At 66.8% G+C, this 21829-nt stretch carries 23 protein-coding genes and 1 pseudogene; 12 read left to right on the forward strand and 12 right to left on the reverse strand.

Going from position 1 to position 21829, the window contains the following annotated elements; genetic code table 11:
• Entirely contained in the window at positions 1 to 840 is an 840-nt protein-coding gene (locus tag ACXPWS_RS28325) for a hypothetical protein (protein ID WP_458709835.1), read from the forward strand.
• Here the strand turns inward: ACXPWS_RS28325 and ACXPWS_RS28330 are convergent.
• Positions 815 to 1849 (reverse strand): alpha/beta fold hydrolase, encoded by a 1035-nt coding sequence (locus tag ACXPWS_RS28330; RefSeq protein WP_458713727.1) that lies wholly within the window; start codon positions 1847 to 1849, stop codon positions 815 to 817. The two genes, ACXPWS_RS28325 and ACXPWS_RS28330, sit on opposite strands and share 26 nt — an antisense overlap.
• A gap of 189 nt (positions 1850 to 2038) precedes the next feature.
• Between ACXPWS_RS28330 and ACXPWS_RS28335 the strand changes: the two genes are divergently transcribed.
• Positions 2039 to 2938 (forward strand): LysR family transcriptional regulator, encoded by a 900-nt coding sequence (locus ACXPWS_RS28335; RefSeq protein ID WP_458709836.1) that lies wholly within the window; start codon positions 2039 to 2041, stop codon positions 2936 to 2938.
• Here ACXPWS_RS28335 and ACXPWS_RS28340 read toward each other — a convergent pair whose 3' ends face one another.
• A complete protein-coding gene (locus ACXPWS_RS28340; protein ID WP_458709837.1) occupies positions 2939 to 3541 on the reverse strand; it encodes a TetR/AcrR family transcriptional regulator in 603 nt (200 codons plus the stop codon).
• A gap of 119 nt (positions 3542 to 3660) precedes the next feature.
• Between ACXPWS_RS28340 and ACXPWS_RS28345 the strand changes: the two genes are divergently transcribed.
• Together ACXPWS_RS28345 and ACXPWS_RS28350 are read left to right on the forward strand one after the other, a co-directional pair.
• The gene (locus ACXPWS_RS28345) at positions 3661 to 4608 is read left to right on the forward strand and encodes a metal-dependent hydrolase (protein WP_458709838.1); all 948 of its coding nucleotides are present in this window, start codon (positions 3661 to 3663) and stop codon (positions 4606 to 4608) included.
• Entirely contained in the window at positions 4601 to 5737 is a 1137-nt protein-coding gene (locus ACXPWS_RS28350; RefSeq protein WP_458709839.1) for a hypothetical protein, read from the forward strand. The genes ACXPWS_RS28345 and ACXPWS_RS28350 overlap by 8 nt, the downstream gene beginning before the upstream one ends.
• On the opposite strand, the gene ACXPWS_RS28355 is transcribed toward ACXPWS_RS28350, so the two are convergent.
• Complete coding sequence (locus tag ACXPWS_RS28355; RefSeq protein WP_458709840.1) at positions 5720 to 6442, reverse strand: hypothetical protein; 723 nt, start codon at positions 6440 to 6442, stop codon at positions 5720 to 5722. The genes ACXPWS_RS28350 and ACXPWS_RS28355 overlap by 18 nt on opposite strands.
• A gap of 67 nt (positions 6443 to 6509) precedes the next feature.
• Positions 6510 to 7181, reverse strand: a complete 672-nt coding sequence (locus ACXPWS_RS28360) for a TetR/AcrR family transcriptional regulator (protein ID WP_458709841.1) — start codon at positions 7179 to 7181, stop codon at positions 6510 to 6512.
• A 61-nt stretch (positions 7182 to 7242) separates the two neighbouring features.
• On the opposite strand from ACXPWS_RS28360, the gene ACXPWS_RS28365 reads away from it, so the two are divergent.
• Entirely contained in the window at positions 7243 to 8301 is a 1059-nt protein-coding gene (locus tag ACXPWS_RS28365; RefSeq protein WP_458709842.1) for an NAD(P)H-dependent amine dehydrogenase family protein, read from the forward strand.
• 25 nt (positions 8302 to 8326) lie between these two features.
• On the opposite strand, the gene ACXPWS_RS28370 is transcribed toward ACXPWS_RS28365, so the two are convergent.
• Entirely contained in the window at positions 8327 to 8584 is a 258-nt protein-coding gene (locus ACXPWS_RS28370; RefSeq protein ID WP_458709843.1) for a DUF7218 family protein, read from the reverse strand.
• Positions 8585 to 9137: 553 nt separating this feature from the next.
• On the opposite strand from ACXPWS_RS28370, the gene ACXPWS_RS28375 reads away from it, so the two are divergent.
• Positions 9138 to 10055, forward strand: coding sequence for a mechanosensitive ion channel family protein (locus tag ACXPWS_RS28375; RefSeq protein WP_458709844.1), 918 nt, complete (start codon positions 9138 to 9140; stop codon positions 10053 to 10055).
• A gap of 8 nt (positions 10056 to 10063) precedes the next feature.
• Here ACXPWS_RS28375 and ACXPWS_RS28380 read toward each other — a convergent pair whose 3' ends face one another.
• Positions 10064 to 10885 carry a thioesterase family protein gene (locus ACXPWS_RS28380; protein ID WP_458709845.1) on the reverse strand — a complete coding sequence of 274 codons (822 nt, stop codon included), beginning with the start codon at positions 10883 to 10885 and terminating at the stop codon, positions 10064 to 10066.
• 216 nt (positions 10886 to 11101) lie between these two features.
• Here ACXPWS_RS28380 and ACXPWS_RS28385 point away from each other — a divergent pair, with 216 nt between their 5' ends.
• Together ACXPWS_RS28385 and ACXPWS_RS28390 are read left to right on the forward strand one after the other, a co-directional pair.
• Entirely contained in the window at positions 11102 to 11731 is a 630-nt protein-coding gene (locus tag ACXPWS_RS28385) for a TetR/AcrR family transcriptional regulator (RefSeq protein ID WP_458709846.1), read from the forward strand.
• Between the two features lie 94 nt (positions 11732 to 11825).
• Positions 11826 to 12887, forward strand: a complete 1062-nt coding sequence (locus ACXPWS_RS28390; RefSeq protein ID WP_458709847.1) for an LLM class flavin-dependent oxidoreductase — start codon at positions 11826 to 11828, stop codon at positions 12885 to 12887.
• On the opposite strand, the gene ACXPWS_RS28395 is transcribed toward ACXPWS_RS28390, so the two are convergent.
• On the reverse strand, positions 12888 to 13484 hold the full coding sequence (locus tag ACXPWS_RS28395) for an HD domain-containing protein (protein WP_458709848.1): 597 nt from the start codon (positions 13482 to 13484) through the stop codon (positions 12888 to 12890).
• A 117-nt stretch (positions 13485 to 13601) separates the two neighbouring features.
• On the opposite strand from ACXPWS_RS28395, the pseudogene ACXPWS_RS28400 reads away from it, so the two are divergent.
• The 4 genes and pseudogenes from ACXPWS_RS28400 to ACXPWS_RS28415 form a co-directional block, all read left to right on the forward strand.
• Positions 13602 to 13709 (forward strand): annotated as a pseudogene (locus ACXPWS_RS28400) (nitroreductase family protein); the annotation flags it as partial.
• Positions 13706 to 14638 carry a 2-hydroxyacid dehydrogenase gene (locus ACXPWS_RS28405; RefSeq protein ID WP_458709849.1) on the forward strand — a complete coding sequence of 311 codons (933 nt, stop codon included), beginning with the start codon at positions 13706 to 13708 and terminating at the stop codon, positions 14636 to 14638. The pseudogene ACXPWS_RS28400 and the gene ACXPWS_RS28405, both read left to right, overlap by 4 nt.
• A 37-nt stretch (positions 14639 to 14675) precedes the next feature.
• On the forward strand, positions 14676 to 15122 hold the full coding sequence (locus ACXPWS_RS28410; protein ID WP_458709850.1) for a TIGR03618 family F420-dependent PPOX class oxidoreductase: 447 nt from the start codon (positions 14676 to 14678) through the stop codon (positions 15120 to 15122).
• Positions 15123 to 15256: 134 nt separating this feature from the next.
• Positions 15257 to 16009 carry an SDR family oxidoreductase gene (locus tag ACXPWS_RS28415; RefSeq protein WP_458709851.1) on the forward strand — a complete coding sequence of 251 codons (753 nt, stop codon included), beginning with the start codon at positions 15257 to 15259 and terminating at the stop codon, positions 16007 to 16009.
• Here ACXPWS_RS28415 and ACXPWS_RS28420 read toward each other — a convergent pair.
• The 5 genes from ACXPWS_RS28420 to glgX all read right to left on the reverse strand — a co-directional run bounded on the left by ACXPWS_RS28420 (position 16006) and on the right by glgX (position 21693).
• Positions 16006 to 17124, reverse strand: a complete 1119-nt coding sequence (locus ACXPWS_RS28420; protein ID WP_458709852.1) for a M42 family metallopeptidase — start codon at positions 17122 to 17124, stop codon at positions 16006 to 16008. The two genes, ACXPWS_RS28415 and ACXPWS_RS28420, sit on opposite strands and share 4 nt — an antisense overlap.
• Positions 17118 to 18098, reverse strand: coding sequence for an iron-containing redox enzyme family protein (locus ACXPWS_RS28425; protein ID WP_458709853.1), 981 nt, complete (start codon positions 18096 to 18098; stop codon positions 17118 to 17120). Before ACXPWS_RS28425 ends, ACXPWS_RS28420 begins: the two co-directional genes overlap by 7 nt.
• Positions 18099 to 18116: 18 nt before the next feature.
• Positions 18117 to 19142, reverse strand: a complete 1026-nt coding sequence (locus ACXPWS_RS28430) for a zinc-binding metallopeptidase family protein (protein WP_458709854.1) — start codon at positions 19140 to 19142, stop codon at positions 18117 to 18119.
• Positions 19143 to 19217: 75 nt separating this feature from the next.
• Positions 19218 to 19448, reverse strand: coding sequence for a microaggregate-binding protein 1 (mbp1, locus tag ACXPWS_RS28435; RefSeq protein ID WP_458709855.1), 231 nt, complete (start codon positions 19446 to 19448; stop codon positions 19218 to 19220).
• A 106-nt stretch (positions 19449 to 19554) separates the two neighbouring features.
• A complete protein-coding gene (glgX, locus tag ACXPWS_RS28440) occupies positions 19555 to 21693 on the reverse strand; it encodes a glycogen debranching protein GlgX (protein WP_458709856.1) in 2139 nt (712 codons plus the stop codon).
• Positions 21694 to 21829: the final 136 nt, after the last annotated feature.

Here is a 21829-nt window from a genome sequence, read left to right on the forward strand (position 1 = left end):
ATGTCCAGGATTCTTCTGCAGACGACCATTGCGTCCAACGACGACGACTGGGACATCGGCCGTTTCGCGCTGCTGGCCGATGTCCTGCGGGAGGCCGGTCACCAGGTGATTGCCCGCAACCGGTCCGGTGGTCACGACGACCCGGTGCTCGCGCATCTGCCCGAGCTCGGGTATGACCAGCTGTGGTTGATGGCGGTGGACACCGGGGACGGGCTCACGGGTGCGGAATGCGAGGCCATCGTCCGGTTCCGCCGCGGTGGTGGTGGGGTGTTCACCGCACGCGATCACCAGGAACTCGGCAGCTGCCTGCTGCGGCTGGGCTCGCTGGGGGTGGTCAATCGGTTCCACGATGCGTCCGTCGACCCCGGCCCGATGTGCGACGACCAGGACAATCCCGAGATTTCCTGGCCGAACTACCATTCCGGCGCCAACGGCGACTACCAGCCGGTGTTGGTCGACGGCGCCGTGCACGAGTTGCTGCGCACCGATCGGACCGCCAGTGGGCGCATCGAGTGGTTTCCGGCACATCCGCACGAGGGCCTGGTGTCGGCCGACGTTCCGCATGCCGAGGTGATCGCACAGGGCCGGAGCACCTCGACGGGACGCCGTTTCAATCTCGCGGTGGCGCTCGACGGGGAACCGGGGATGGGCCGCGCCGTGGCCGAATCCACCTTTCACCATTTCGCCGACTACAACTGGGATGTCGGCCGGGGTGCACCGACCTTCGTCACGGAACCGGCCGGCTGTCAGATCAAGGACGATCCGTCATCTCTGGAGATCTTCAAGGACTACGTGCGCAACATCGCGGTCTGGCTCAGCTCATCCGGTGTACATCGGTGACGGCCGCCGCGAACTGCTCGGGAGCCTCCTGAGGGACGTTGTGCCCGATACCGTCGAGCACCCGGTGTTCGTAGCGGCCGGTGTACAGCGCCCGGTAGCCGCTGCCGTCCTTGGCGGGGCCGTCGAAGTCGCTGCTGATGGTGATGGTCGGGACGGTGATCGGCGGCTTGCCGGCCAGCCGCCGTTCATCGTCGTCGTAGCGGGGTTCGCCGGGCGCGAGGCTCTGGCGCCACCGGTAGTTGTGGATCACGATGGCGACGTGGTCGGGGTTCTCGAAGGCCGCAGCGGACAGTTCGTAGGTGCTGTCGTCGAAATGCCATAGCGGCGAGGCGTTCTGCCAGATGAGCCGGTTGAAGTCCTTGGTGTTCTGCCGGTAGCCCAGCTCACCGCGCGGGGTGGCGAAGTAGTACTGGTACCACCAGCCGTATTCGGCCTTGGGCGGCAGCGGTTGCAGATTGGCCGCCAGATTGACCACGATGTAACCGCTGACCGCGACCAATCCGGTGACCCGCTGCGGCCACAGGGCGGCCACCACATTGGCGGTGCGGCCGCCCCAGTCGTATCCACCGAGGATGGCGTCGGGGATGTGCAGGGCATCCATCAGGTCGATCACGTCGTGGGCCAGGGCCGCTTGCTGCCCGTTGCGGACGATGTCCGCCGAGCGGAACCGGGTCGATCCGAAACCGCGGGCGAACGGTACGATCACCCGAAAGCCCTGTCCGGCAAGGCTATCGGTGACATCTGCATAGCTGTGGATGTCATAGGGCCAGCCGTGCAACAGGAGGACGGGCTGCCCGTCCGCGGGCCCGGCCTCGACATAACCGACCGACAGCGATCCTGCGTCGATCTGCTTGGCCGGACCCAGCGGGTGTTTCGGCGCGGCCGGCGGTCCGGCGGTCGTCGTCGCGCCTGCCGGCCCCTGCGGAGTGGGGCTGCAAGCCGCCACGGTCAGTGCTCCGGCGGCAACCGTGGTGAGCCGGGCGAAGTTCCGGCGGCTGATCCCGTTCACAGTGTGTGCTCCGTTCTGATGCCAGTAGCTCGACGCCGCGTCACGATCGAAGTGTTCCAGGTCCGCGCCGGCGAGGTTGCCCGGTATGACTTCGCCGAGCGCGGCGACAACGGGCATGTTTCCATCTGAGCCCCTTTATGTCATCAAGTCCAACGATTCTTATTCATTAAAGTCATCTACAGTGCAGATATGGAACTGCGCCAGATCGAACATTTCGTCGCGGTGGCCGGCGAACTGAGCTTCACCCGGGCCGCCGAGCGCGCGCACGTGGTGCAGTCGGCCTTGTCGACATCGGTTGCCAAACTCGAGCGGGAACTGGGCGTCCAATTGTTCGACCGCACCCGCCAGCAGATCACCCTCACCGCTGCCGGCGAGCGCTTCCGGGCCCATGCGTTCGACGTGCTGCGGGCCGCCAAATCGGCGACCGAGTCCGTCGGTGAATTTCGCGGCGCCCTCTCCGGCACCGTGCAGTTCGGCTCGTTGATCTCGTTCGGCCCGCTGGATATCGCGGGAGCACTCGGCGAATTCCACCGGGCGCACCCCCACGTGCGGCTCCGACTGCGACTGAGCCAGAGTGGCGCGTCGGCCTACCTGGCCGCGGTGGCCGAGGGCTCACTGGATCTGGCCCTGGTGTCCATGCCCAATCGCTTTCCCGCGCAACTGGACCTGCGCCTGCTCTTCGAAGAGCCGATGTGCTTCGTGTGCCCGCCGGACCACCCACTGGCCGCGGCGCCGCGACTGGACATCGCCGACACCGCCGCCGAGGAACTGGTCGGCTTTCCACCCGACTTCGGCCTGCGCCGGCTGGTGGACAACGCCTTTCACGCCGCCGGGGTACACGCGCAGACCCAGTACGAGGTACCCGCCGGTTTCGCCGCCATCGCCGAACTGGTGAGCAACGGCCTGGGCACCACCTTCATGCCGCGTTCGGAGGCGCGGCGCTTTCCCGCCCTGCGGGCCGTCGAATTGGTGAATCCGGTGCTCTGGCAGGTGTACCTGGCCTCCCCACCTGTCGATCAGATGACGCCGGCAACCGCGCGACTGGCCGACACCGTGCTCGCCGCGGCGGCCAGGGCCCGCCCGCGCTGATCAGCGCTGCGCCGAGATGGCGCCGCCGAGCCAGCGTTTGATGAAGCGGCGCAAGTCTTCTCGTGACCGCCCCGGCGGGTTGGGGGCGACGAAGAACGACAGCATGGTCCGCAGCGTGAATTCGACCAGCTCCTGCAGGGCCGCCTCGTCATACCCGTGACGCGTCCAGTCCACGTCGAACCGGTTGATCATCCGCATACCGAAGTCCTGCGCCTCGTCGGAGGCCATGCTGCCCGGCCGGGCGGTCTCATACGATTCGGACAACAGGATCGCCAGATGCGGGATGCGGGCGACCTCCTCCAAGGTGAACATCACTCCCTCGGTCATCGCCTCGGCCGGATCGGTGATCCCGCCGACCGCGCCGGCCAGCCGGTCCAGGAAGCCGTCCACCGAGGCCATCGCCGCGGCGTGCATCAGTGACTCGGCCGTCGGAAAGTACCGGTACACGGTTTGCCGGATCACTCCGAGGGACGCCGCCACGTCGGCGATGCTGATGCCCTTGCCCGTCTGCGCGATGAGTTCCACCGTCGCGCCGATGATGCGCGCGGCGGCCTCCTCGTCGCTGCGCGGCGGCTCGCCACCCCAGCCGCGTCTACGCGCCACGGTCGGTTCTCTGCACCGGCATGGCCGCAGGATATCGCCAGCGCCCGTTGACGCGGCACACCACTCGATGCCAACATACACACGACGACCAATTTGTATGATTACAGCGAGGTGCTGCCATGACGGATCTACAGGTACGCAAGATGCGGTTCGCGTTCGCCGACTACGACGTGCCCTTCCTGTGGAATGAGACCAATCCGGCGTTCTCGGCCATGGCCAACGCGGTGTCCTTCCTGGCCATCGCGTTCGAGAAGATGATCGTCAGCACCATGGCCGAGGCCAAGCCGCTGCTCACCGATCCGGCGATCGCCGAGGAGGCCGACGCGTTCGTCCGCCAGGAGGGCCAGCATTCGATGGCGCACCGGCAGCACGCCCGCGGTTTGATCAAGGCCTATCCCGCGCTCAAGGAAACCCTCGACGAGGTGATCGCCGCCTTCGACGATCTGGTCGACAACAAGCCGCTGAAATACCGGCTGGCGTACACCGCCGACCTGGAGGCCACCTTCACCCCGGTGTTCAAGCTGATGCTGGACAACGACGCGACGCTGTTCGCACCGGGCGACGACCGGGTGGCCTCGCTGTTCCTGTGGCACTTCGTCGAAGAGGTCGAGCACCGCAGTTCGGCACTGATCATCTACAACGGCCTGGTCGACGATCCGTGGTACCGCATGCGGGTGGCGCCGTCGATCTTCAAGCACGTCATGGACGTGGTGCGGATGGCGTGCGACGGTTTCAACAAGCACATCCCGCTCGAGGTGCGGAAGGTCGACGCGGTGTCCACGTTCGCCCTGGAGCGCGCCAAGAACGGCCTGCTGCAACGGATCGGCCGGCGTCCCAACTACGGCCCGTTCCAGAGCCCGTTCCCGAATCTGGGGAAGCGCGAAACACTCGCCGCGCTGGTGGGTATCGTGCGCAGCCAGATTCCAGGCCACGACCCGGCACACGAGAAGCTGCCCGCACTGGCCGGTGAATGGTTCAAGCGCTACGACGAGGGATATGACGTGACGAAGTGGTACACGGCGAGCACGGTCGCCGCCGGCCCGCAGAAGGCGCCCGCCGATGTCTGATCTGTGCGCGGCGACCTTCGCCGGTTTGGCTACCCGGCTTGGTTTTTCCTGCGACGAGATGGGCGGCCTCGTCGAGTTCCGCAATCCGCTGAACCTGGAGAACGCGACGTTGCCGGTGCTCGAGGTCATCGTGATCGCCGGCGCGGTCCTTTCGCTGGTGTACGCCATCAACCGGTGGCGCCGCCACAACGACCCGACCAACGTGGTGTTGTGGTTCGGCGCCATCGCCTACCTGCTCATCATCGAGCCGCCGCTGTATTTCCCGGCCCAGTTCGGCATCGGCGACTACGTGGACACGATGTTTGCGCACAACGTCTTCACGGTCGATTTCCTGTGGGGGCGGCTACCGCTCTACATCGTCGCGATCTATCCGATGATGGCCACCGTGGCGTTCGAGATCGTGCGCATCCTCGGGGTGTTCGCGCGGCGCGGCGTACTGGTCGGCGCGATCTGCGTGGGCTTCGTCCACCATGCCTTCTACGAGATCTTCGATCACATCGGTCCGCAATTGCGTTGGTGGGAATGGACTCTGGACCATCCGATGAATCAGCCGTTCTTCGATTCGGTGCCGCTGCCCAGCGTCGTGGCGTTTGCCGCACTGTGGCCGATGTCGCTGGCGTTCTGCGTTCAACTATTCGTCGGTCGTCACGTCGACGACGGCACGACGTTCACCGGCCCGCAGGTGCTCTGGCGCACCATCGTCGTCGGCGTGCTGGCCTCGATCGGCACCGCGGTGCTGCCGATGCCCGCGACGGTGCTGGGCAAGCTCACCGACAGCACCACCGTCGGCGGCGTGGTCTACGCGCTCGAACTGGCCGCCCTCAGCGCCGTCGCCATACCGGTGCTCGTCGATCAGTGGCGCACTCTGCGCCAGACCGGCGCGAACCACACCAACCCGCTCATCCTCGGCTACGCCGCGGTGTACCTGGCGGTCATGGCGGCGCTGTGGGTGAGCGCCCTGCCCGCCTACTTCGGCGCGACCGGCGGGATGACCGCCGACGGCGATCCGGTGGGCAGCCTCTGGTACGCCGTGCTGTGCTTCGCCATCGCCGCGTGCGCCATCGCCGCCTGCCGCAGCGTGGCGCCGCGTCCGCACACCACCGCGCAGCCGTCACTCACCGGAAGTTGAACCGACCTTGTTGGCGTGCAAGGTGATCCACGCTTCACCCGCCGCCGCGGCGCGCACCAGGGCTCCGTACTCGCCCAGGTAGTCGGCGATCGCCCCCAGCCAGGGCAGCATGCCCAGGTAACGGAACACGCCTCGAGGATGCGGACGCTTACCGAGTTCGGCGCCGACGGCATTCAGGATGCCCGCCAGGTGCCAGACCTTCCTGGCCAGCGACATCTGGGACCAGCCGGGCTCCGGGGACGGCGGGGGGGCCGATCCGCCGACGACTTCGCGTGCGCACAGCACCGACGCCAGCATCCGCACCCGAGTCGGGGTGTCGGTGACGCCGTATTCGCGCGCTACCGCGCACAGCACGATGGCCTGATTGGCGAACCCCAGTAGATCCTGGATCGGCAGCCGGTCGGCGACCACCCCCAGCACGCCGGGGAACGCGACCAGCACCGTGTCCAGCGCGCCGACCCGCCGGACCCACCAGCGGATGCGGGCGACCCGGTCCTTGCCGTCCCAGGCCTTGGTGCCGGGGATGTCCGCGCAGTCCAGTCGCCGCCGCAAGCCCAGCGGATCGGCTTCGGCCAGCACCTCCAGGATCAGGTCGATCAGGCTCACCGCACGCCCGAGCGCGGCCGTCACATCGTCGTCGGACAGGTCGGCTTTAGGTATCGGGATCAGGCCCATACGGCCATCCTGCTGCATTTGCCTCGACATGGGCCAACCCAAAGTCGTGGCCGGGCCGCCGCCCGGTGACCGACGGCCGGCGCGCACCGGACGGCGGTTACACCTTCAGATAGCGTTCCAGGCCGGCGATCACGACGGCGAGGTTGAAATCGAAATCGTCGGTTCCCGGCCGGTCCGCGACGACGGCGGACAGAAGCGGGAAATCCTGGGCGGGAAGCGCTTCCAGCGCACGCTTCACCTCGGGTGTCTGGTGGTGCAGCCGCGATTCGGCGCTGCCCAGCACGTCGTGGGCCGCCGACATCGCGATGCCGGCGACGAAGGTCAGGATGCGCCCCGCCTGGCCCACCTCGAAACCGCCCGCGGTCAACGCGCTGAGCACCCGTTCGGCCAGCGCCAGCCCGGCGGCGCCGCCGACTCCCCGGATCCGGAAGTTCGTCGTGGTCACCCCGCAGCGCAACACACCGTGGCGGATGGCGGCGGCGTAGGCGCGCAGCACCTCCCGCCAGTCGGCGTGCTCGGGTAGCTCGACGGCTCGCAGTTCGGCTTCGAAGAGGTCGGCCACCACCAGTTCCAGCAGGCCGTCGCGGTCACCCACGTAGTAGTGCAGCGCGGTGCGGTCCACGCCCAGGGCATCGGCGACCGCCTGCATGGTCAACTGCGCCGGCGCGATATCACGCGCCGCCGCGACGATCTGTTCGTGACTGATGCGGCGCGGGCGACCCCGGCGCCGCGCAGGCGCCGCCTCGTCGCTGTGCTGTCCGGCCGTCATTCCGCAGAGGGTACGCGGTCACCCCTTTTCTTTTTCTCACGCACGTGAAAAACTCTCCCGCATGACGGAGCCGTACCGAGTTGTGCAATGGACGACAGGCAATGTGGGCAAGAGCTCGGTGGCCGCGATCGCGAAGAACCCCACCCTGGAACTGGTGGGCTGTTACGCGTGGTCGGCCGACAAAGCCGGCAAGGACGTCGGCGATCTGGCCGGTATCGAACCCCTCGGCGTGAGCGCCACCAACGACGTCGACGAACTGCTGGCACTCAAACCCGACGTGGTCGTCTACAACCCGATGTGGATCGACGTGGACGAGCTGGTGCGCATCCTGGAGGCCGGGGTCAACGTCGTCGCGACGGCGTCGTTCATCACCGGGCACAACCAGGGCGCGGGCCGCGACCGGATCGCCGACGCCTGCCTGCGCGGCGGGTCCACGATGTTCGGGTCGGGCATCAGTCCCGGCTATGTCAATCAGCTGGCCATCGTCGCGGCCGGCATCTGCGACCGGGTCGACAAGGTCACCGTCAACGAGGCCGCCGACACCACCTTCTACGATTCCCCCGAAACCGAGAAACCGGTCGGCTTCGGCAGGCCGATCGACGACCCGAACCTGCAGACGATGACCGCCCAGGGCACCGGGGTGTTCGGTGAAGCCGTCCGGCTGATCGGCGACGCGCTCGGCATCGAATTCGACGAGGTCCGCTGCGACGCCGAGTACGCCCAGACCACCGAGGACCTGGACCTGGGCTCGTGGACCATCCCGGCCGGCGGCGTGGCCGGGGTGTTCGTCAGCTGGAAAGGTCTGGTGGCCGGAGTCACCAGGGTCGAACTCACCCTGCGCTGGCGCAAGGGCCAGACCCTGGAACCGGATTGGCAGATCGACCAGGACGGCTGGGTCATCGAGGTCGCGGGGCGCCCGACGGTCACCATGAAAGTCGGCTTCCTACCGCCGCCCTACTTCGAGGCCACCACTCTGGAAGAGTTCATGGTGCTGGGACACATCATGACGGCCACACCCGCATTGAACGCGATTCCCGCGGTCGTCGCGGCGGCGCCGGGCATCGTCACGTACAACGATCTGCCGCTGGTCCTGCCGCGCGGAGTCGTCCCGACGCCTTGAATACCGGGCGAACGAGTCGAAAGGCCTAATAGTCCCGCAATTTCGAGATCAGCTTGTCCTTGGACAGATTCGAATAGCCGGACAAGCCGAGCTCCTTGGCGCGCTTGCGCAGTTCCGAGACGGTCCAGGCGTCATAACTGCCCGACCGCCCGCCCTTGCGCCCCACCGCAGAAGTGCCGCGCTGGGCCGCTGCGTTGGAGATCCGGGCCGCCTTCTCCTCGGAGTCGCCTTCGTGGCGGAGCTTCCGGTACAACTCCTCGTTCTTGATCGATGCGTTGGGCACCGTGACTACCCCCTTGGCAAATCGTGTGCCGTGTGTTGATTCCCGCGGCCGTGCCAGCGCAAACCTGTACACAGGTTTGGCTTCGGCCCGGCCCGGCAACACGAACGGATGACCGAAGCACTCGATCAGTGCCACGTCGCGAACGCAGGCATGACCACAGTCGACGGCTCGCCCAGATGGTTGACCTGCTCGATTACCCCGTGTACGTCGTCACCACGGGTGGCTTCGATCGCCCGTCGGGTTGTCCGGTGGGTGGCACGAGTGGCGATGTGACGGACAAGTTCGCCCGCTGCGCCTGCGCGCCGGCCCGGCCGGGGTACCGATCCCGGACGCCGCGGCGGCGTGGTGCGTCGGGCATCTGCCCTGGCCCATCGCCGGGGATTCACGGCCCGGACCGGGTGCACTGGTCACCCCTGCCGACGTTCGCGACCTTCTGCCCGGGCACGACGCATAGGGCTCACACCGACCGAAGGACATCATGAACCAAGACCTGTTCGACCCACCGGGACACCGCACCGCCACCGTCGACACATTTGCGCTGAGCTGAGGCGGCGTGCACCGGACACAGCTGACCGCTTCGGCTTCTCAACAATGGAATTTGTTCTGGCACAGTGAAATCGGCACGTGGATCCACCACAAGGGGCTGCGGATCGTACTGCTCGTGCTGTTCTCGATCGTGGCGGCGAGATTCATTCGTTATGTCGCGCAACGCATCACCAGCCGCATCGGGGTCTCTGAAGGTGACTCGCTGGTGCGCTCGGAAGCGACAAAACACCGCCAGGCCGTCGCATCGGTGATCTCCTGGGTGGCGATCGCCGTGCTTTACATCATCGTCGGACTGGACATCATCGGGCTGCTCGGCCTGCCGATCGGCTCTCTGGTGGCCCCGGCCGCCGTGCTCGGCGCCGCGCTCGGGTTCGGCGCGCAACGAGTGGTCCAGGACCTGCTTGCCGGCTTCTTCATCATCGTGGAAAAGCAGTACGGATTCGGCGATCTGGTCCGCCTGACGGTGACCGGCGCGGCGCAGGACTCGGTCGGAACGGTTGAGGACGTCACCCTACGGGTGACCAAACTGCGCAACAGTGACGGCGAGGTGTACACCATCCCGAACGGTCAGATCGTGCGGTCCAACAACCTGTCCAAAGATTGGGCGCGCGCCGTGATCGACATTCCGGTCCCGGTGGAAGAGGATCTCAACGAGGTCAACCAGTTGCTGCAGGCTGTCGCGGGCGAAGCCACCGCCGACGAGCGCCTGCGCGACCTGCTGCTCGACGAACCGTCCTTGATGGGCGTGGAGAGCATCGAGGTGGACAATGTCCATGTGCGGATGGTCGCACGAACGTTGCCCGGCAAGCAGTTCGAGGTCGGACGGCGGTTGCGCGGACTGATCGTCGCGAAGCTGCGCCGCGCGGGAATCGCCGGTGACGCGGAGCTGCGGCCCACCATCGACGCGATGGCCCATCAGAGCTGAGACCCGCGTCAGCTCCCTTTGGGGATCATCGCGAGCTGCCGGCTCTGTACCACCACCTGGCCGGCCTCGTCGACGATCAGGTGGTCCTCCTCGAACCAGGTGTCGCCGAGCACGGTGGCGCTGGCCATCACCCGCAGCCAGCCGGGGGCGGGCCGGCGCCGCAGGTACGTGGTCAGCTGCACCGTCGGGGCCCAGCCGAACATGCCGCGGTTCATCGTGACCGGCGCGCTGATATCGCCGGCCATCAACGCGAAGAGCAGCGCGGTGTCAGGATCGGCCTCGTCGTCGGCCAAGGGCCGCAACCACATCCGGTTGATCGGATCGCCCTGTTGGCCGAACAGGTAGTGCGCCGCTGACGGGTCGACACGGAGATCGCATCCCTGGGCGACGTGCACGATCTGCCCCATCGGGTGGTCGGGGGTGACATGGACGGCGTCGGGCGGCGGTGCGATCGCCATGTCAAGCAGCGCGAGCGGCTCCTGGTGACGCGGCTCGTCGACGTCCAGGGGGCCCAGCGTCACGGTGGACGACACCGCCGTGCGATCACCCTGGGTCAGTTCCACATCCACCACGCTGACCTGTCGTCCCCGCTTGCGTACGGTGGTGGCGAGCCGGACCGGTCCCGGATCCGGGGCGTGCAGATAGTTGGCGCTCACCGCTATCGGGGTCTGGCCGACCATCCGCTGGGCCGCGGCAGCGCATATTGCCATCATGCAGCCGCCGTGCACTTTGGGACCGATGGTCCAGATCGGGTCGACGATCGCGGTGAACGCGCCGTCGCCGAGTTCGTCCAGCGCGGTCAGCCGGGTGAAGGGTGCACTGTCGGTCATGATTGTCCTTCCGCGGCGCTCATCATCGGACCCCTTCCACGACGGCAAGCACACACGGGTTCCGTTGCCTCGGCGGCTAACCTTACGCAGGTAAGGAAACAACCGTAAAGTTAGCGTGAGCCAGCTCATGCCCGACCGTCGAGCAGGACCTGATCCGGAACTCGCAGCGCCGAGCGTGCTAACGCCCGTAAACTTATGGGTGTTAGGCTTGGGGTCGTGCCCCAGCCCGCCCGCCGCCGCAATCAGCGTGGCCACGGCGCCTTACTGCGCGACGAGATTCTCGCCGCGGCCATCCGCCTGATCGATGCCGCCCAGACCGAAGCCGAGGTCTCCCTTCGCGGGATCGCCCGTGCAGCCGGCATCGCGGCGCCGTCCGTGTACGCCCACTTCGCCGACCGCGATGAGGTGCTGATGGCAGTGGCCGAAGCCGGTTGGAAGCAGGTCGGCGCGGAGATCGCCGAGCAAAGCAAGCCGGGCGCGACGGCACGAGACAAACTGATACTCGGCTGCCAGACGTATGTGTCGTTCGCGCAGCGCTTTCCGCTGCGCTACGCCCTGATGACACAGTCCGCCGACGTCCCGCCTGCGGCACACCAGGCACTGGAGACCGTGACCCGCGGATTGCTCGCCTGCCGCAGCCGGGCGCCGCAGTCCCCGCCGAGCAAGACCGCCCATCGGATTGCGGCCTCACTATCGGTGGCCCTGCACGGCGTGGCGATGTTGCACCGCACCGACTCACCGAACCTGTGGCTCAGCGACTTCAGCACCGACGAGATCATCCGCAGCCTGGTGGACGCCGCCATTCTCCGGCAGGATCAGCCGCGCACCGCCGCAGCTACGGCTTAGTTCCCGACGAATCCCGGTGAACTGAATCCGCGCAGAGAAAATCAGCCTGACCGCAACCGTTTTCACCACACCCCGCGATTTCTAGCCTGGCCCGGTGGGTACATCTGCGGTGCGGTTCGGTGTCTGGGCACTGGTGTACGGCACCTGGGGCGCCAAACAGCATCCCCTGGAGCCGGTCGACGCGTCCTGGGCACGCAACCGGGACCAGATCGTCGAGGCCGACAAGCTCGGGTTCGACGCCACCCTGGTGGCCCAGCACGAGGTCAATCCGTCCGGCGATCATTACGATCAGCTCGAAGCGTGGACGGCCAGTGCGGCTTTGGCGGCGGTGACCGACAACATCGAGATCATCACCGCCATCAAACCCGCGCTCTACCATCCGGTGGTGCTGGCCAAACAAGCCCTGCAGATCGAGGAGATCAGCGCCGGCCGATTCGGCATCAACGTGGTCAACGCCTGGTTCGCGCCGGAGATCGCCCGGGCCGGGCTGCCCTTCCTCGAGCACGACGAACGGTACGCCTACGGCCGGGAATGGCTGACCGTCGTCGACTCATTGCTCCGTGGGCAGCGAACCACGTTCCACGGCAAGTACTTCCACGTCGACGACTATAAGCTCAAGCCGGCCGGCCGGTACCGCGCCCGGCCGTCGATCTACGTCGGCGGCGAATCCGAACCGGCCCGGGCGCTGGCCGCCGACTACGCCGATATCTGGTTCATCAACGGCCAGCCGCAGGACAACGTGCGACGGTTGATCGCCGATGTCGCGCGCCGCCCGCGTCCGGGCGCACCGGCACGGTTCGGCCTGGCCGCTTTCGTGATCGCCAGAGACTCCGACCGCACGGCCGCCGACGAGCTGGCATACGCGTTCGAACTGGCCGGCCGCGATACCGCCGAGACGCACTCGGTGCTGTCCAACGCCGACCCGAAGGCGCAGATGTTCAAGACCTTCGCCGAGCACCCGCATGTGGGCACCAACGGCGGGACCGCCGCCGGATTGGTGGGCAGCTACGACACCGTCGCCGAACGCATCGTCCGGTTCGGCCACCTCGGTATCGAGCTGTTCATGCTGCAGTTCCAGCCGTTCGAACCCGAGATGCGCCGGTTCGCCGAGCACGTCATCCCGCGGGTCCGGCGCCTGGAACAGCGTGCGGCATGATCAGCGATCGGCACCTGTGTGACCCGAACGCCGCAGCGCATCAGCGGGCCGGAGGAACCCGAGCGGCTGCAGCTTGCGCACGGCACGCACCGCGCCGGCCGGGATCACCCGCCTGAAGAAGACGTCGGCGTCGAAGGTGCCGCGGACCTCCCTGACGAACGCGGCGGGCAGACCGAACCGGATCAGGCCCTGGCTGACGTCGATCAGATCGGCACGGCGCACCGCCTCGACCAACGCCGCGTGCGGGCGCGGGGCCCGGTACCGGGAGAAGCGATGATGTTCGGCGACGACGACGGCCAGTTCGTCCGACCACTGTTCGCGCCCGGTGCGTTGCAGCCAGGCATCCTGCGCGACGATCGAGGGCACCAGGTAATCGAGGGTGTCGAAGGCGGCCAAGTCGTGGAACGCCGCGGCGATCGCCAGCTTGTCGTCGCGCCCGGGAACGTCGGGCGTCAACGCGCGGGCGAAGTTGAGCACCCGATACACGTGGGCCTTGTACGCGTCGAAACCTTCGTCGTCGCCGCGGGCGCGGTACCGGTGCGACTCGAGGATCTCCTCGGCCAGCGGCTGGGTCTGCAGGACCTCGGGAATGGCCACAGCGAAATCATAGGCACGCCAGTGCGAAATACCAGGCGCCGCAGCGTGGTTTCACCGGGCAGTCGAGGAACGGAGATCGAATTGGAAACCTGGGACGCTAGTCGCCCGCGCCGAAATGTGACCTACCTGCTCGGCATCGGGTACCCGGCCGACCGGCCATTGCGGCCCATCGTGCAACCGGATCGCCGGCTGTTCGACGAGGTCGTCCACCGGGGGCACTCGTGAGCGACCCGGTGCAGGTCCTCGTTCCCGATGAAACCGGCGTCAAGGTGCTGGGCGAATCGCCCCGCTTGCAGCCGATCAGGTACGAACCCGGCGCGCCGTGGCCGCGTGAGGGACGCGCTGCCACCGTGGTCGTGGTGGGGTACGAGAACGCGCCGGCCGTCGGTGCCCGATTCGCCGAACTTCCCGGACTACGCCTGGTGCAGACGCTCAACGCCGGCTACGAGCAGTGGCTGCCGCTGTTGCCCGAAGGCGTGACGTTGTCCAACGGGCGCGGGGCGCACGGCGGTTCGTCCGCCGAATGGGTGGTGGCCGCGCTGCTGAGCATGTTCCGTGAGTTGCGGGAGTTCGGCGACCAGCAGGCCGCCGGGATCTGGCGCGCCCGGGCCACCGAGACCCTGATCGGCAAGCGGGTCCTCATCCTGGGTGCCGGGGATCTGGCGGTGAATCTCGCGTCCCGGTTGGCACCGTTCGAGACGGCGGTGACGCTGGTCGGGCGGCGGGCCCGCCCCGGGGTCCACGGTATCGACGAGATCGACGATCTGCTGCCCGCCGCCGACGTGGTGGTGGCCATGTTGCCTGCCGACCGATCCACCCACCGGCTGATCGATGCGGACTTCCTGGGCAAGCTTCGCGACGGCGCGGTGGTGGTGAACGCCGGCCGCGGCGCCGCCGTGCACACCGAGGCCCTGCTGGCCGAGCTGACGTCCGGGCGGTTGCGCGCCGCGCTGGACGTCACCGACCCCGAGCCGCTCCCGCCCGGGCACCCGCTGTGGGCGGCGCCGGGCCTGCTACTGACTCCGCACGTGGCGGGCAGCACCGAGGGCGCATGGGAACGGGCCTGGGCCGTCGCCCGCACCCAGCTCGACAGCTATGCCGAAAGTGGCACCCTGGCCAATGCGGTCGCCGGGCCCGGCGTCCCGTCATCGTGAACGAGAACCGGTCACCCACCACGCAAAGGAGGGCGCCATGCCCACGCTGACGGAAGCGGCCGCGTTGGCTGCACCGGATCAAGGCCTGGCGGTGGTCTCCACACTGCGCGCCGACGCCACGATCCAGTCTTCGTTGATCAATGCCGGTGTGCTCGCGCATCCCGTGACTTCGGCGCCGGTGCTGGGGTTCGTCACCTACGGCCCGGTGAAACTGGCCAATCTGCGCGCACGCCCACAGATCGCGGTCACCTTTCGATCCGGCTGGCAGTGGGCCACCGTCGAGGGTCGCGCCGAGCTGGCCGGCCCGCACGATCGGCAACCCTGGCTGACCGAACCCGACGTGTTGCGCCTCTTGCTGCGGGACGTCTTCACCGCGGCCGGCGGCACGCATGACGACTGGGACACCTACGACCGGGTGATGCGTGAGCAGGGCCGCACGGCGGTGCTCATCGATCCGACGCGGGTGTACAGCAACGGCCGGTGACCGGCCCTCGGCCGACACTCCACCTTACCGTTACCTTAGGTATCTCTTATTTTCCTTATTTTCGGTGTACGGTGATTCTTCGTAGGTGCCAGTACGGGCGCAGCCGCCTCCCCTGGCCGGCGGAAGGAACCGATATGCACGACACCCGGATCACCAGTCAGATCGTCTTGGTCACCGGAGCGTCCCGCGGCATCGGCGCCGAGGTCGCCCGCCAACTCGCCGGGCCCGACACCCACGTCATCGTGAACTACCGCGAGAAGTCCAAACGGGCCCAGACCGTTGCCGAGGCCATCCGCGACCTCGGCGGGCAGGCGTCCACCGCCGGCGCCGATATTTCCGACGAGGCGGCGGCCGCCGCGATGATCACCGAGATCGGGCAGCGTTTCGGCCGCCTCGACATGCTGGTGCTCAACGCCTCGGGCGGCCTTGAGCAGAACGCGGATTCCGGCTACGCCATGCGGCTGAACCGCGATGCCCAGCGGCGGTTGGTCGAACTCGCCCTCCCCCTCATGCCCGTCGGTGCCCGCATCGTGTTCGTCACCAGCCATCAGGCGCACTTCTACCCCCACAAGGCCGTCCCCAAGGGATACGCACCCATCGCGATGAGCAAGCGCGCCGGCGAGACGGCGCTGCATGGCATGAAGCACGAATTCGACCAGCGCGGAATCCATTTCACCGTTGTCTCCGGCGACATGATCGACGGCACCATCATCATCCGGCTGCTGCAGCGCCGGGACCCGGGCGCTGTCGACGCCCGCCGCGCCTACGCCCCGCTGCCGACGGTCGAAGAGTTCGCCTCGGCGATCGCCGGTGCCGCACGCTCGCCGTATCACCCCGGGATCGTCTACGTCGGCGGCAGCGACTACCTGGTCGACCGGTCGGCCTAGTTCGCCGCGATTCTCCTCGAATCGGGAGGTTCAGTCGGCAGCGGCTCCCGCAGGAAGTCCGCCAGCACCCGCGCGACCGACGGTACGGCGGCGCGGGAGATGACTTCGTACCCATGCGTGCTGAGCGTCGGCAGGCACAGCAGTCCGGCACGGGCCGCCAGGCCGCCGGCCTTGGCATGCGAGGCGTCGGATTCGAACGCGCCCAGCACCGCCGCTTGGGGGTCGAGGTCCAGCGCGGAGGCGATGTCCATCAACCGATCCGCGATCGCCTTGTCGTAGACGCAGAGGGCGTCGCTGTAACCGATGATCGGCCCCCCGGCGCACGTCGTCCCGTATTCGGCTTCGGTGGGCCCCACCTCCACCGCCAGGGTGACATCACCGGGCAGCGTGCGGCTGGCGTACGCACCGCCGACGCCGCCGATCTCCTCGCCGGTGGTGAACACCACGTACACGTCGGCGAGCGGTCTGGCATCGTCGGGAGCCAGCGCCCGAGCCGCCTCCAGCACGGCCAGGATGGCGGCGCGATCGTCCATGAAATAGCAGCCCAGATGGTCGCCGAATTCGACGAGGGTGCGCTTGCTGCGGTCGATGCACAACCGGGTCCCCGGCCGCACCCCGGCCTGTACCAACTGTTCCGGCGTCCGGCCGGTGAACACGTAGACGTGCGTCCAGTCCATCGCCTTGTCACCTTGATCCGGCTTGGTCTCCCAGATCCGCCGGCTCTCCTTGGTGGTGTGCTCGGAACCCAGCGTCAGCACCGCGGTCAGCACGTCCCGGTCGCCGAGCACGGCCACCGGCCCCAGCCCGAAATTGCCCGGATACATCGTGCCCAGCTGCGTCACGTGCAGCGACCCATCCGGTTCGACCCGCTTCACCAACATCGACAACTCATCCAGATGTGCCATCACCCGCACCGGTGACGCGGTGGCGTCGCGGCCCCGCAGCAGCCCGACCAAGTTGCCGGCGCGGTCCACCCACGTCTCATCGACCAGCGGTGCCAGCACCCGGTGACACACCTCGCGCACGGCCTCTTCCTGGCCGCACGGTCCATAGGCGAAAAGCAACTCCTGCAGGAGTTCCCGGTCGAACTCAGGTGCGCCGCCGGGGCTCACCACGATGCGTGCCGAAGCGACGTGCGACCTTCCGTCCAGCAGGTCACCAACCGGGCGGCAAAGCGATCCTCGATCAGTTCGAATGCCCGGATGCCGAGCACCACATCGGATTCCAGCTCGGGCTCACGCTCGAGCAGCGCGCCCACCGTGTCACAGCGCACCTTGGCGCCGGGCCCGGTGTGGGCCCGATAGAACTGCACACAGGGCGCTGGCGCCGCGACCCGCACCAACGCATCCACCAGCGCGCCCGAGGCGCGCCGCACGGCGATCTTGGTGGCCAGCATCTGACCGGCCGCCGCGCCCCGCAGATTACGGTGCAGGCCGAACATCGACATCATGTTGACCAGAGCCAACGCCTCGGCGCTGACGTCGTTCAGGTATCGCAGGTATTCGGTGTCGAGCCCGGCGGCCTTCAGGACCTCGGCGAAGGAGTGCGGTGCGAAGCCATCCGCTGTCGCAGAAGAGGATTCGGCCGGGGTCATCGCGTGCGTCGCCCAGGCACGGGAATCATCGGTCTTGAGGCGATGCACCGAGCGTTGCGCGAAGTACTCGCGCATCTGCGGCCATGTCCCCTGTTCGCGCAGGTGGTCGGCCAGCACCGGGCGCTGCTTGCACAGCCGCCGGATCTCGTCGACGACCTTGTGTTCCGAAACGTCGCCGACACCGTCGCGCAGCGCGGTGCCGAAGGACTCCTCCAGGCGTGCCCGCAGCTGCAGGACGCCGGGATCCCACTCCCACCTCGGGTCGACGCCGGCGAACCCGCGGTGATGCAATTCGTAGCTGACATAGAGCGACAGCTGCAGATCCAGCCCGAACGGCTCGGTGTCCCCCACGGGGGCCTCGACGGGGACGTAATGGCGGCGGGGTGCACGGCAGGCGAGATGGTCCAGTAGCGCTTCGGAAACCGGTCCGGCGGCTGACGGCAGTGCGGGTTGAAGGCTGGTGGCGGTCGACGGCACGAACCTGTGTACCCGCACGTAGAGGTCCTAAACCAGTCAGGAAGTCGTCTCGTCGATGATCGTGTGCAGGAACTGCATCTTGGCCAGCACGGAGGCGGTCAGGACGAACGGGTACAAGTCGTCCTTGCCCATCGAGCGGTTCACCATGTTCAGCCCCCACGACAGCGGGAGCCACATATCGGTGATGGTGCCGAACCCGCTGGGGCCCAGCACCCGCCGCTCATAGGTCGCGCCGGCCGGAGCGAAGCCGAAGGCGGCGGCGGTGTCCAGGGTGTCCCGGATGTGCAGATAGTGCGCGAATGTCTCGGCCCAGTCCTCGGCCGGATGCATGGTGGCATATGACGATACGAAGTTCCGCTGCCAATCTGCCGGCGGCCCGTTTTCGTAGTGCCGGTCCAGCGCCGCCTGATAATCCTCGTCCGGGTCGCCGAAGAGTTCGCGGAACCGTTCGGCATAATCCGGCACCGGCGCGATGAGCCGGTAGAAATAATAGTGCCCGATCTCGTGGCGGAAGTGGCCGAGCAGTGTTCGGTAGGGCTCTTCCATGGCGATCCGCAACTGCTCGCGGTGCACGTCATCACCCTCGGCCAGGTCCAGGGTGATGACCCCGTTCTGATGCCCGGTGAAGACCTTCTCCTGCTCGCTGGAGAGCAGGTCGAAGGCCAGCCCGAATTGCGGATCGGTGTCGCGGTCGACAATGGGCAGGCCCAGTTCGTGCAGTTCGGTGACCAATCGGCGCTTGGCCTTCTCGGCCAGCGCGAACGCGGCCAGCCCCTTGGTGTCCGCATCATTGGGGCGGGTGCGCGTCAACACGCACGACGGGCAGAGCTTGCGCACCGGCTCCCGCGGTACCAACCAATTACATTCGGCCAGATGAAGATTGGCGCACAGCTGATACTCGGTGTCGGCGACGGCGCCGGACTGGTCGGCCTGCTCCTCATTTGCGATCACCAGGAACGCCATCTGCTCCAGGGCGAAGCCGATCTTGCTCTTGCAGCTCAGGCACACCGAGTTCTCGAACGCCAGCCGCTGTCCGCAGTTCGGACAGGTGAAATCCCTCATCGGTGTTCCTTTGTCTCGGCACAGCAGACGAGCGGCAGGAGCGCATTGGCTCCTGCCGCTCGGACTGACTTGTGGTTACTCGGCCGCTTGCTGACGCGCCTCGGCGGCGCTTTCGGCGGCTCGGGCGGCATCTGCTTCGGCTTCCTTCTTGGCGACGTCACGCGCGGCATCGGCCTTGTCCTGTTGGGCTTTGCCCTCCTCCCGGAGATCGTCGCGATCGGCAACGATACCGATGACCTCCTTGGCCTTGCCCTTGACGTCCTCGACGATGCCCTTCACGGCTTCTTCGGGTCCACTGTCGCCCATGGTTGTTCCTTTCGGTTGGAAACTCGTGATCGTGGAGTACCCCGAAATTGATCTTGGTCAAACCCGCTGTGACCGGAACAGGCCAGGCTAACCGCGGTGCGCACCCTCACTCCTGCGCGGCCGCCACGCCGCGGAGCACAAACGTCGAACGCGCGTCGACCGTCACGGTCTGGCCGGCGTCCAGCGGTTTGGCGTCCTCGAGGTGTGCGGAGTCCGCGGTGTAGAGCACCGGTTGCCAGCGCGCGCTGAATTCCGCGGGCGGCAGGGTGTACAGGATCGGCTCGTGGTGGGCGTTGAAACACAGCAGGAATGAGTCGTCGGTGATGCGCTGGCCGCGCGCGTCCCGGTCCGGGATGCCCTGACCGTTGATGAACACCCCGATCGACTTGCCGAAGCCGCTTTCCCAGTCGCCCTCCCCCATCTCGGTCCCATCCGGCTGAAACCAGGAGATGTCGGGCAGGCCTTCCGCCGAGCGGCGCACCGGACGACCGTTGAAGAATCTGCGCCGGCGGAAGATGGGGTGTTCGGTGCGCAGCGCGGCCACTTTCCTGGTGAACTCGATGAGCTCGGCATCGGCGGACTCCCAGTCGATCCAGGAGAGTTCGTTGTCCTGACAGTAGACATTGTTGTTGCCCTGCTGGGTGCGCCCGAGTTCGTCGCCGTGACAGATCATCGGCACGCCCTGGGACAACAGCAGCGTTGCCAACAGGTTTCGCTGCTGGCGGCTACGCAACGCATTCACCGTCTCGTCGCCGGTCGGACCCTCCACCCCGCAGTTCCAGGACCGGTTGTGACTTTCGCCGTCGTTGTTGTCCTCGCCGTTGGCATCGTTGTGTTTCTCGTTGTAGGACACCAGGTCTCGGAGTGTGAAGCCGTCGTGAGCGATGACGAAGTTGATGGAGGCGACCGGGCGCCGCCCGGTGTGCTCATACAGATCCGCCGATCCGGTCAACCGCGACGCGAACTCGTCGAGGGTGGCCGGCTCGCCTCGCCAGAAGTCGCGGACGGTGTCGCGGTACTTGCCGTTCCATTCGGTCCACTGCGGCGGGAAGTTGCCCACCTGATAACCGCCCGGACCGACGTCCCATGGCTCGGCGATCAGTTTGACCTGACTGACCGTCGGATCCTGTTGCACCAGTTCGAAAAACGTGGCGAGGCGGTCGACGTCGTAGAACTCCCTGGCCAGGGTGGACGCCAGGTCGAAGCGGAAGCCGTCGACATGCATCTCGGTGACCCAGTAGCGCAGCGAGTCCATGATCAATTGCAGCGAATGCGGATGCCGGACGTTGAAACTGTTGCCGGTGCCGGTGTAGTCCATGTAGTACTGCTTGTCGTCGTCGACGATTTGGTAGTAGGCGGCGTTGTCGATACCCCGAAAGCTGAGGGTGGGTCCCAGATGGTTGCCCTCGGCGGTGTGGTTGTAGACCACATCCAGGATGACCTCTATATCGGCCTCGTGCAGGGCGCGGACCATCGCCTTGAATTCCTGCACCTGACCCCCCGGATTGGGGTTCGAGCTGTATTTGGAATCCGGGGCGAAGAATCCGATGGTGTTGTATCCCCAGTAATTCGACAGACCCTTGTCGATCAAGGTGGAGTCATTGGCGAAATGGTGCACCGGCATCAATTCGATGGCCGTCACCCCGATGGACTTCAGGTGCTCGATGATGACCGGATGCGCCACGCCGGCATAGGTGCCCCGCATCTGCTCGGGAACGTCGGGATGGGTTTGCGTCAAGCCCTTCACGTGCGCTTCGTAGATGACGGTGTCGGCGTATCCGTGCTGCGGCGACCGGTCAGAACCCCAGTCGAAGAACGGGCTGATCACCACGGACTTGGGCATACTGGCGGCCGAGTCGTCATCGTTGCGGCTGTCCGGGTCGCCGAAGTCGTAGCCGAACAAGGTCTGATCCCACTGGAATTGACCATCGATCGCCTTGGTGTACGGGTCGAGAAGCAACTTGTTGGGATTGCACCGGTGACCGTTGGCGGGATCGTACGGGCCGTGGATCCGGTAGCCATAACGCTGGCCGGGTTCGACATTGGGGATCATCCCGTGCCAGACATACGCGTCGACCTCGGGCAGGGTGACCCGCGTCTCGGTGCCGTCGGCGTCGAACAGACACAACTCCACCCGCTCGGCCACCTCCGAGAAAATCGAGAAGTTGGTGCCGTAACCGTGGTAGGTGGCGCCCAGTGGATACGCTTTGCCCGGCCAGATTTCTACAGCATCGGATTGCGACATCACCCGTTCATACCCTGGGCCGCCAACCAGGAAACGCGTCCCGGCCAGATGTAACGCAGCCGACACGACCGAACCCGAGTCACCGGGCTCTCACTGATCCAGCGGGCCAAAATAGCTGCGCTCCAATGTCTTTACC

Source organism: Mycobacterium sp. BMJ-28 (genome assembly GCF_054404835.1).

Excerpts from the sequence above, each read along its gene's own strand:
- ACXPWS_RS28325 (WP_458709835.1), top strand. The coding sequence starts at position 1 with ATGTCCAGGATTCTTCTGCAGACGACCATTGCGTCCAACGACGACGAC.
- ACXPWS_RS28335 (WP_458709836.1), top strand. The coding sequence starts at position 2,039 with ATGGAACTGCGCCAGATCGAACATTTCGTCGCGGTGGCCGGCGAACTG.
- ACXPWS_RS28345 (WP_458709838.1), top strand. The coding sequence starts at position 3,661 with ATGACGGATCTACAGGTACGCAAGATGCGGTTCGCGTTCGCCGACTAC.
- ACXPWS_RS28350 (WP_458709839.1), top strand. The coding sequence starts at position 4,601 with ATGTCTGATCTGTGCGCGGCGACCTTCGCCGGTTTGGCTACCCGGCTT.
- ACXPWS_RS28355 (WP_458709840.1), bottom strand. The coding sequence starts at position 6,442 with ATGTCGAGGCAAATGCAGCAGGATGGCCGTATGGGCCTGATCCCGATA.
- ACXPWS_RS28360 (WP_458709841.1), bottom strand. The coding sequence starts at position 7,181 with ATGACGGCCGGACAGCACAGCGACGAGGCGGCGCCTGCGCGGCGCCGG.
- ACXPWS_RS28365 (WP_458709842.1), top strand. The coding sequence starts at position 7,243 with ATGACGGAGCCGTACCGAGTTGTGCAATGGACGACAGGCAATGTGGGC.
- ACXPWS_RS28380 (WP_458709845.1), bottom strand. The coding sequence starts at position 10,885 with ATGACCGACAGTGCACCCTTCACCCGGCTGACCGCGCTGGACGAACTC.
- ACXPWS_RS28410 (WP_458709850.1), top strand. The coding sequence starts at position 14,676 with ATGCCCACGCTGACGGAAGCGGCCGCGTTGGCTGCACCGGATCAAGGC.
- ACXPWS_RS28415 (WP_458709851.1), top strand. The coding sequence starts at position 15,257 with ATGCACGACACCCGGATCACCAGTCAGATCGTCTTGGTCACCGGAGCG.
- ACXPWS_RS28430 (WP_458709854.1), bottom strand. The coding sequence starts at position 19,142 with ATGAGGGATTTCACCTGTCCGAACTGCGGACAGCGGCTGGCGTTCGAG.
- mbp1 (WP_458709855.1), bottom strand. The coding sequence starts at position 19,448 with ATGGGCGACAGTGGACCCGAAGAAGCCGTGAAGGGCATCGTCGAGGAC.
- glgX (WP_458709856.1), bottom strand. The coding sequence starts at position 21,693 with ATGTCGCAATCCGATGCTGTAGAAATCTGGCCGGGCAAAGCGTATCCA.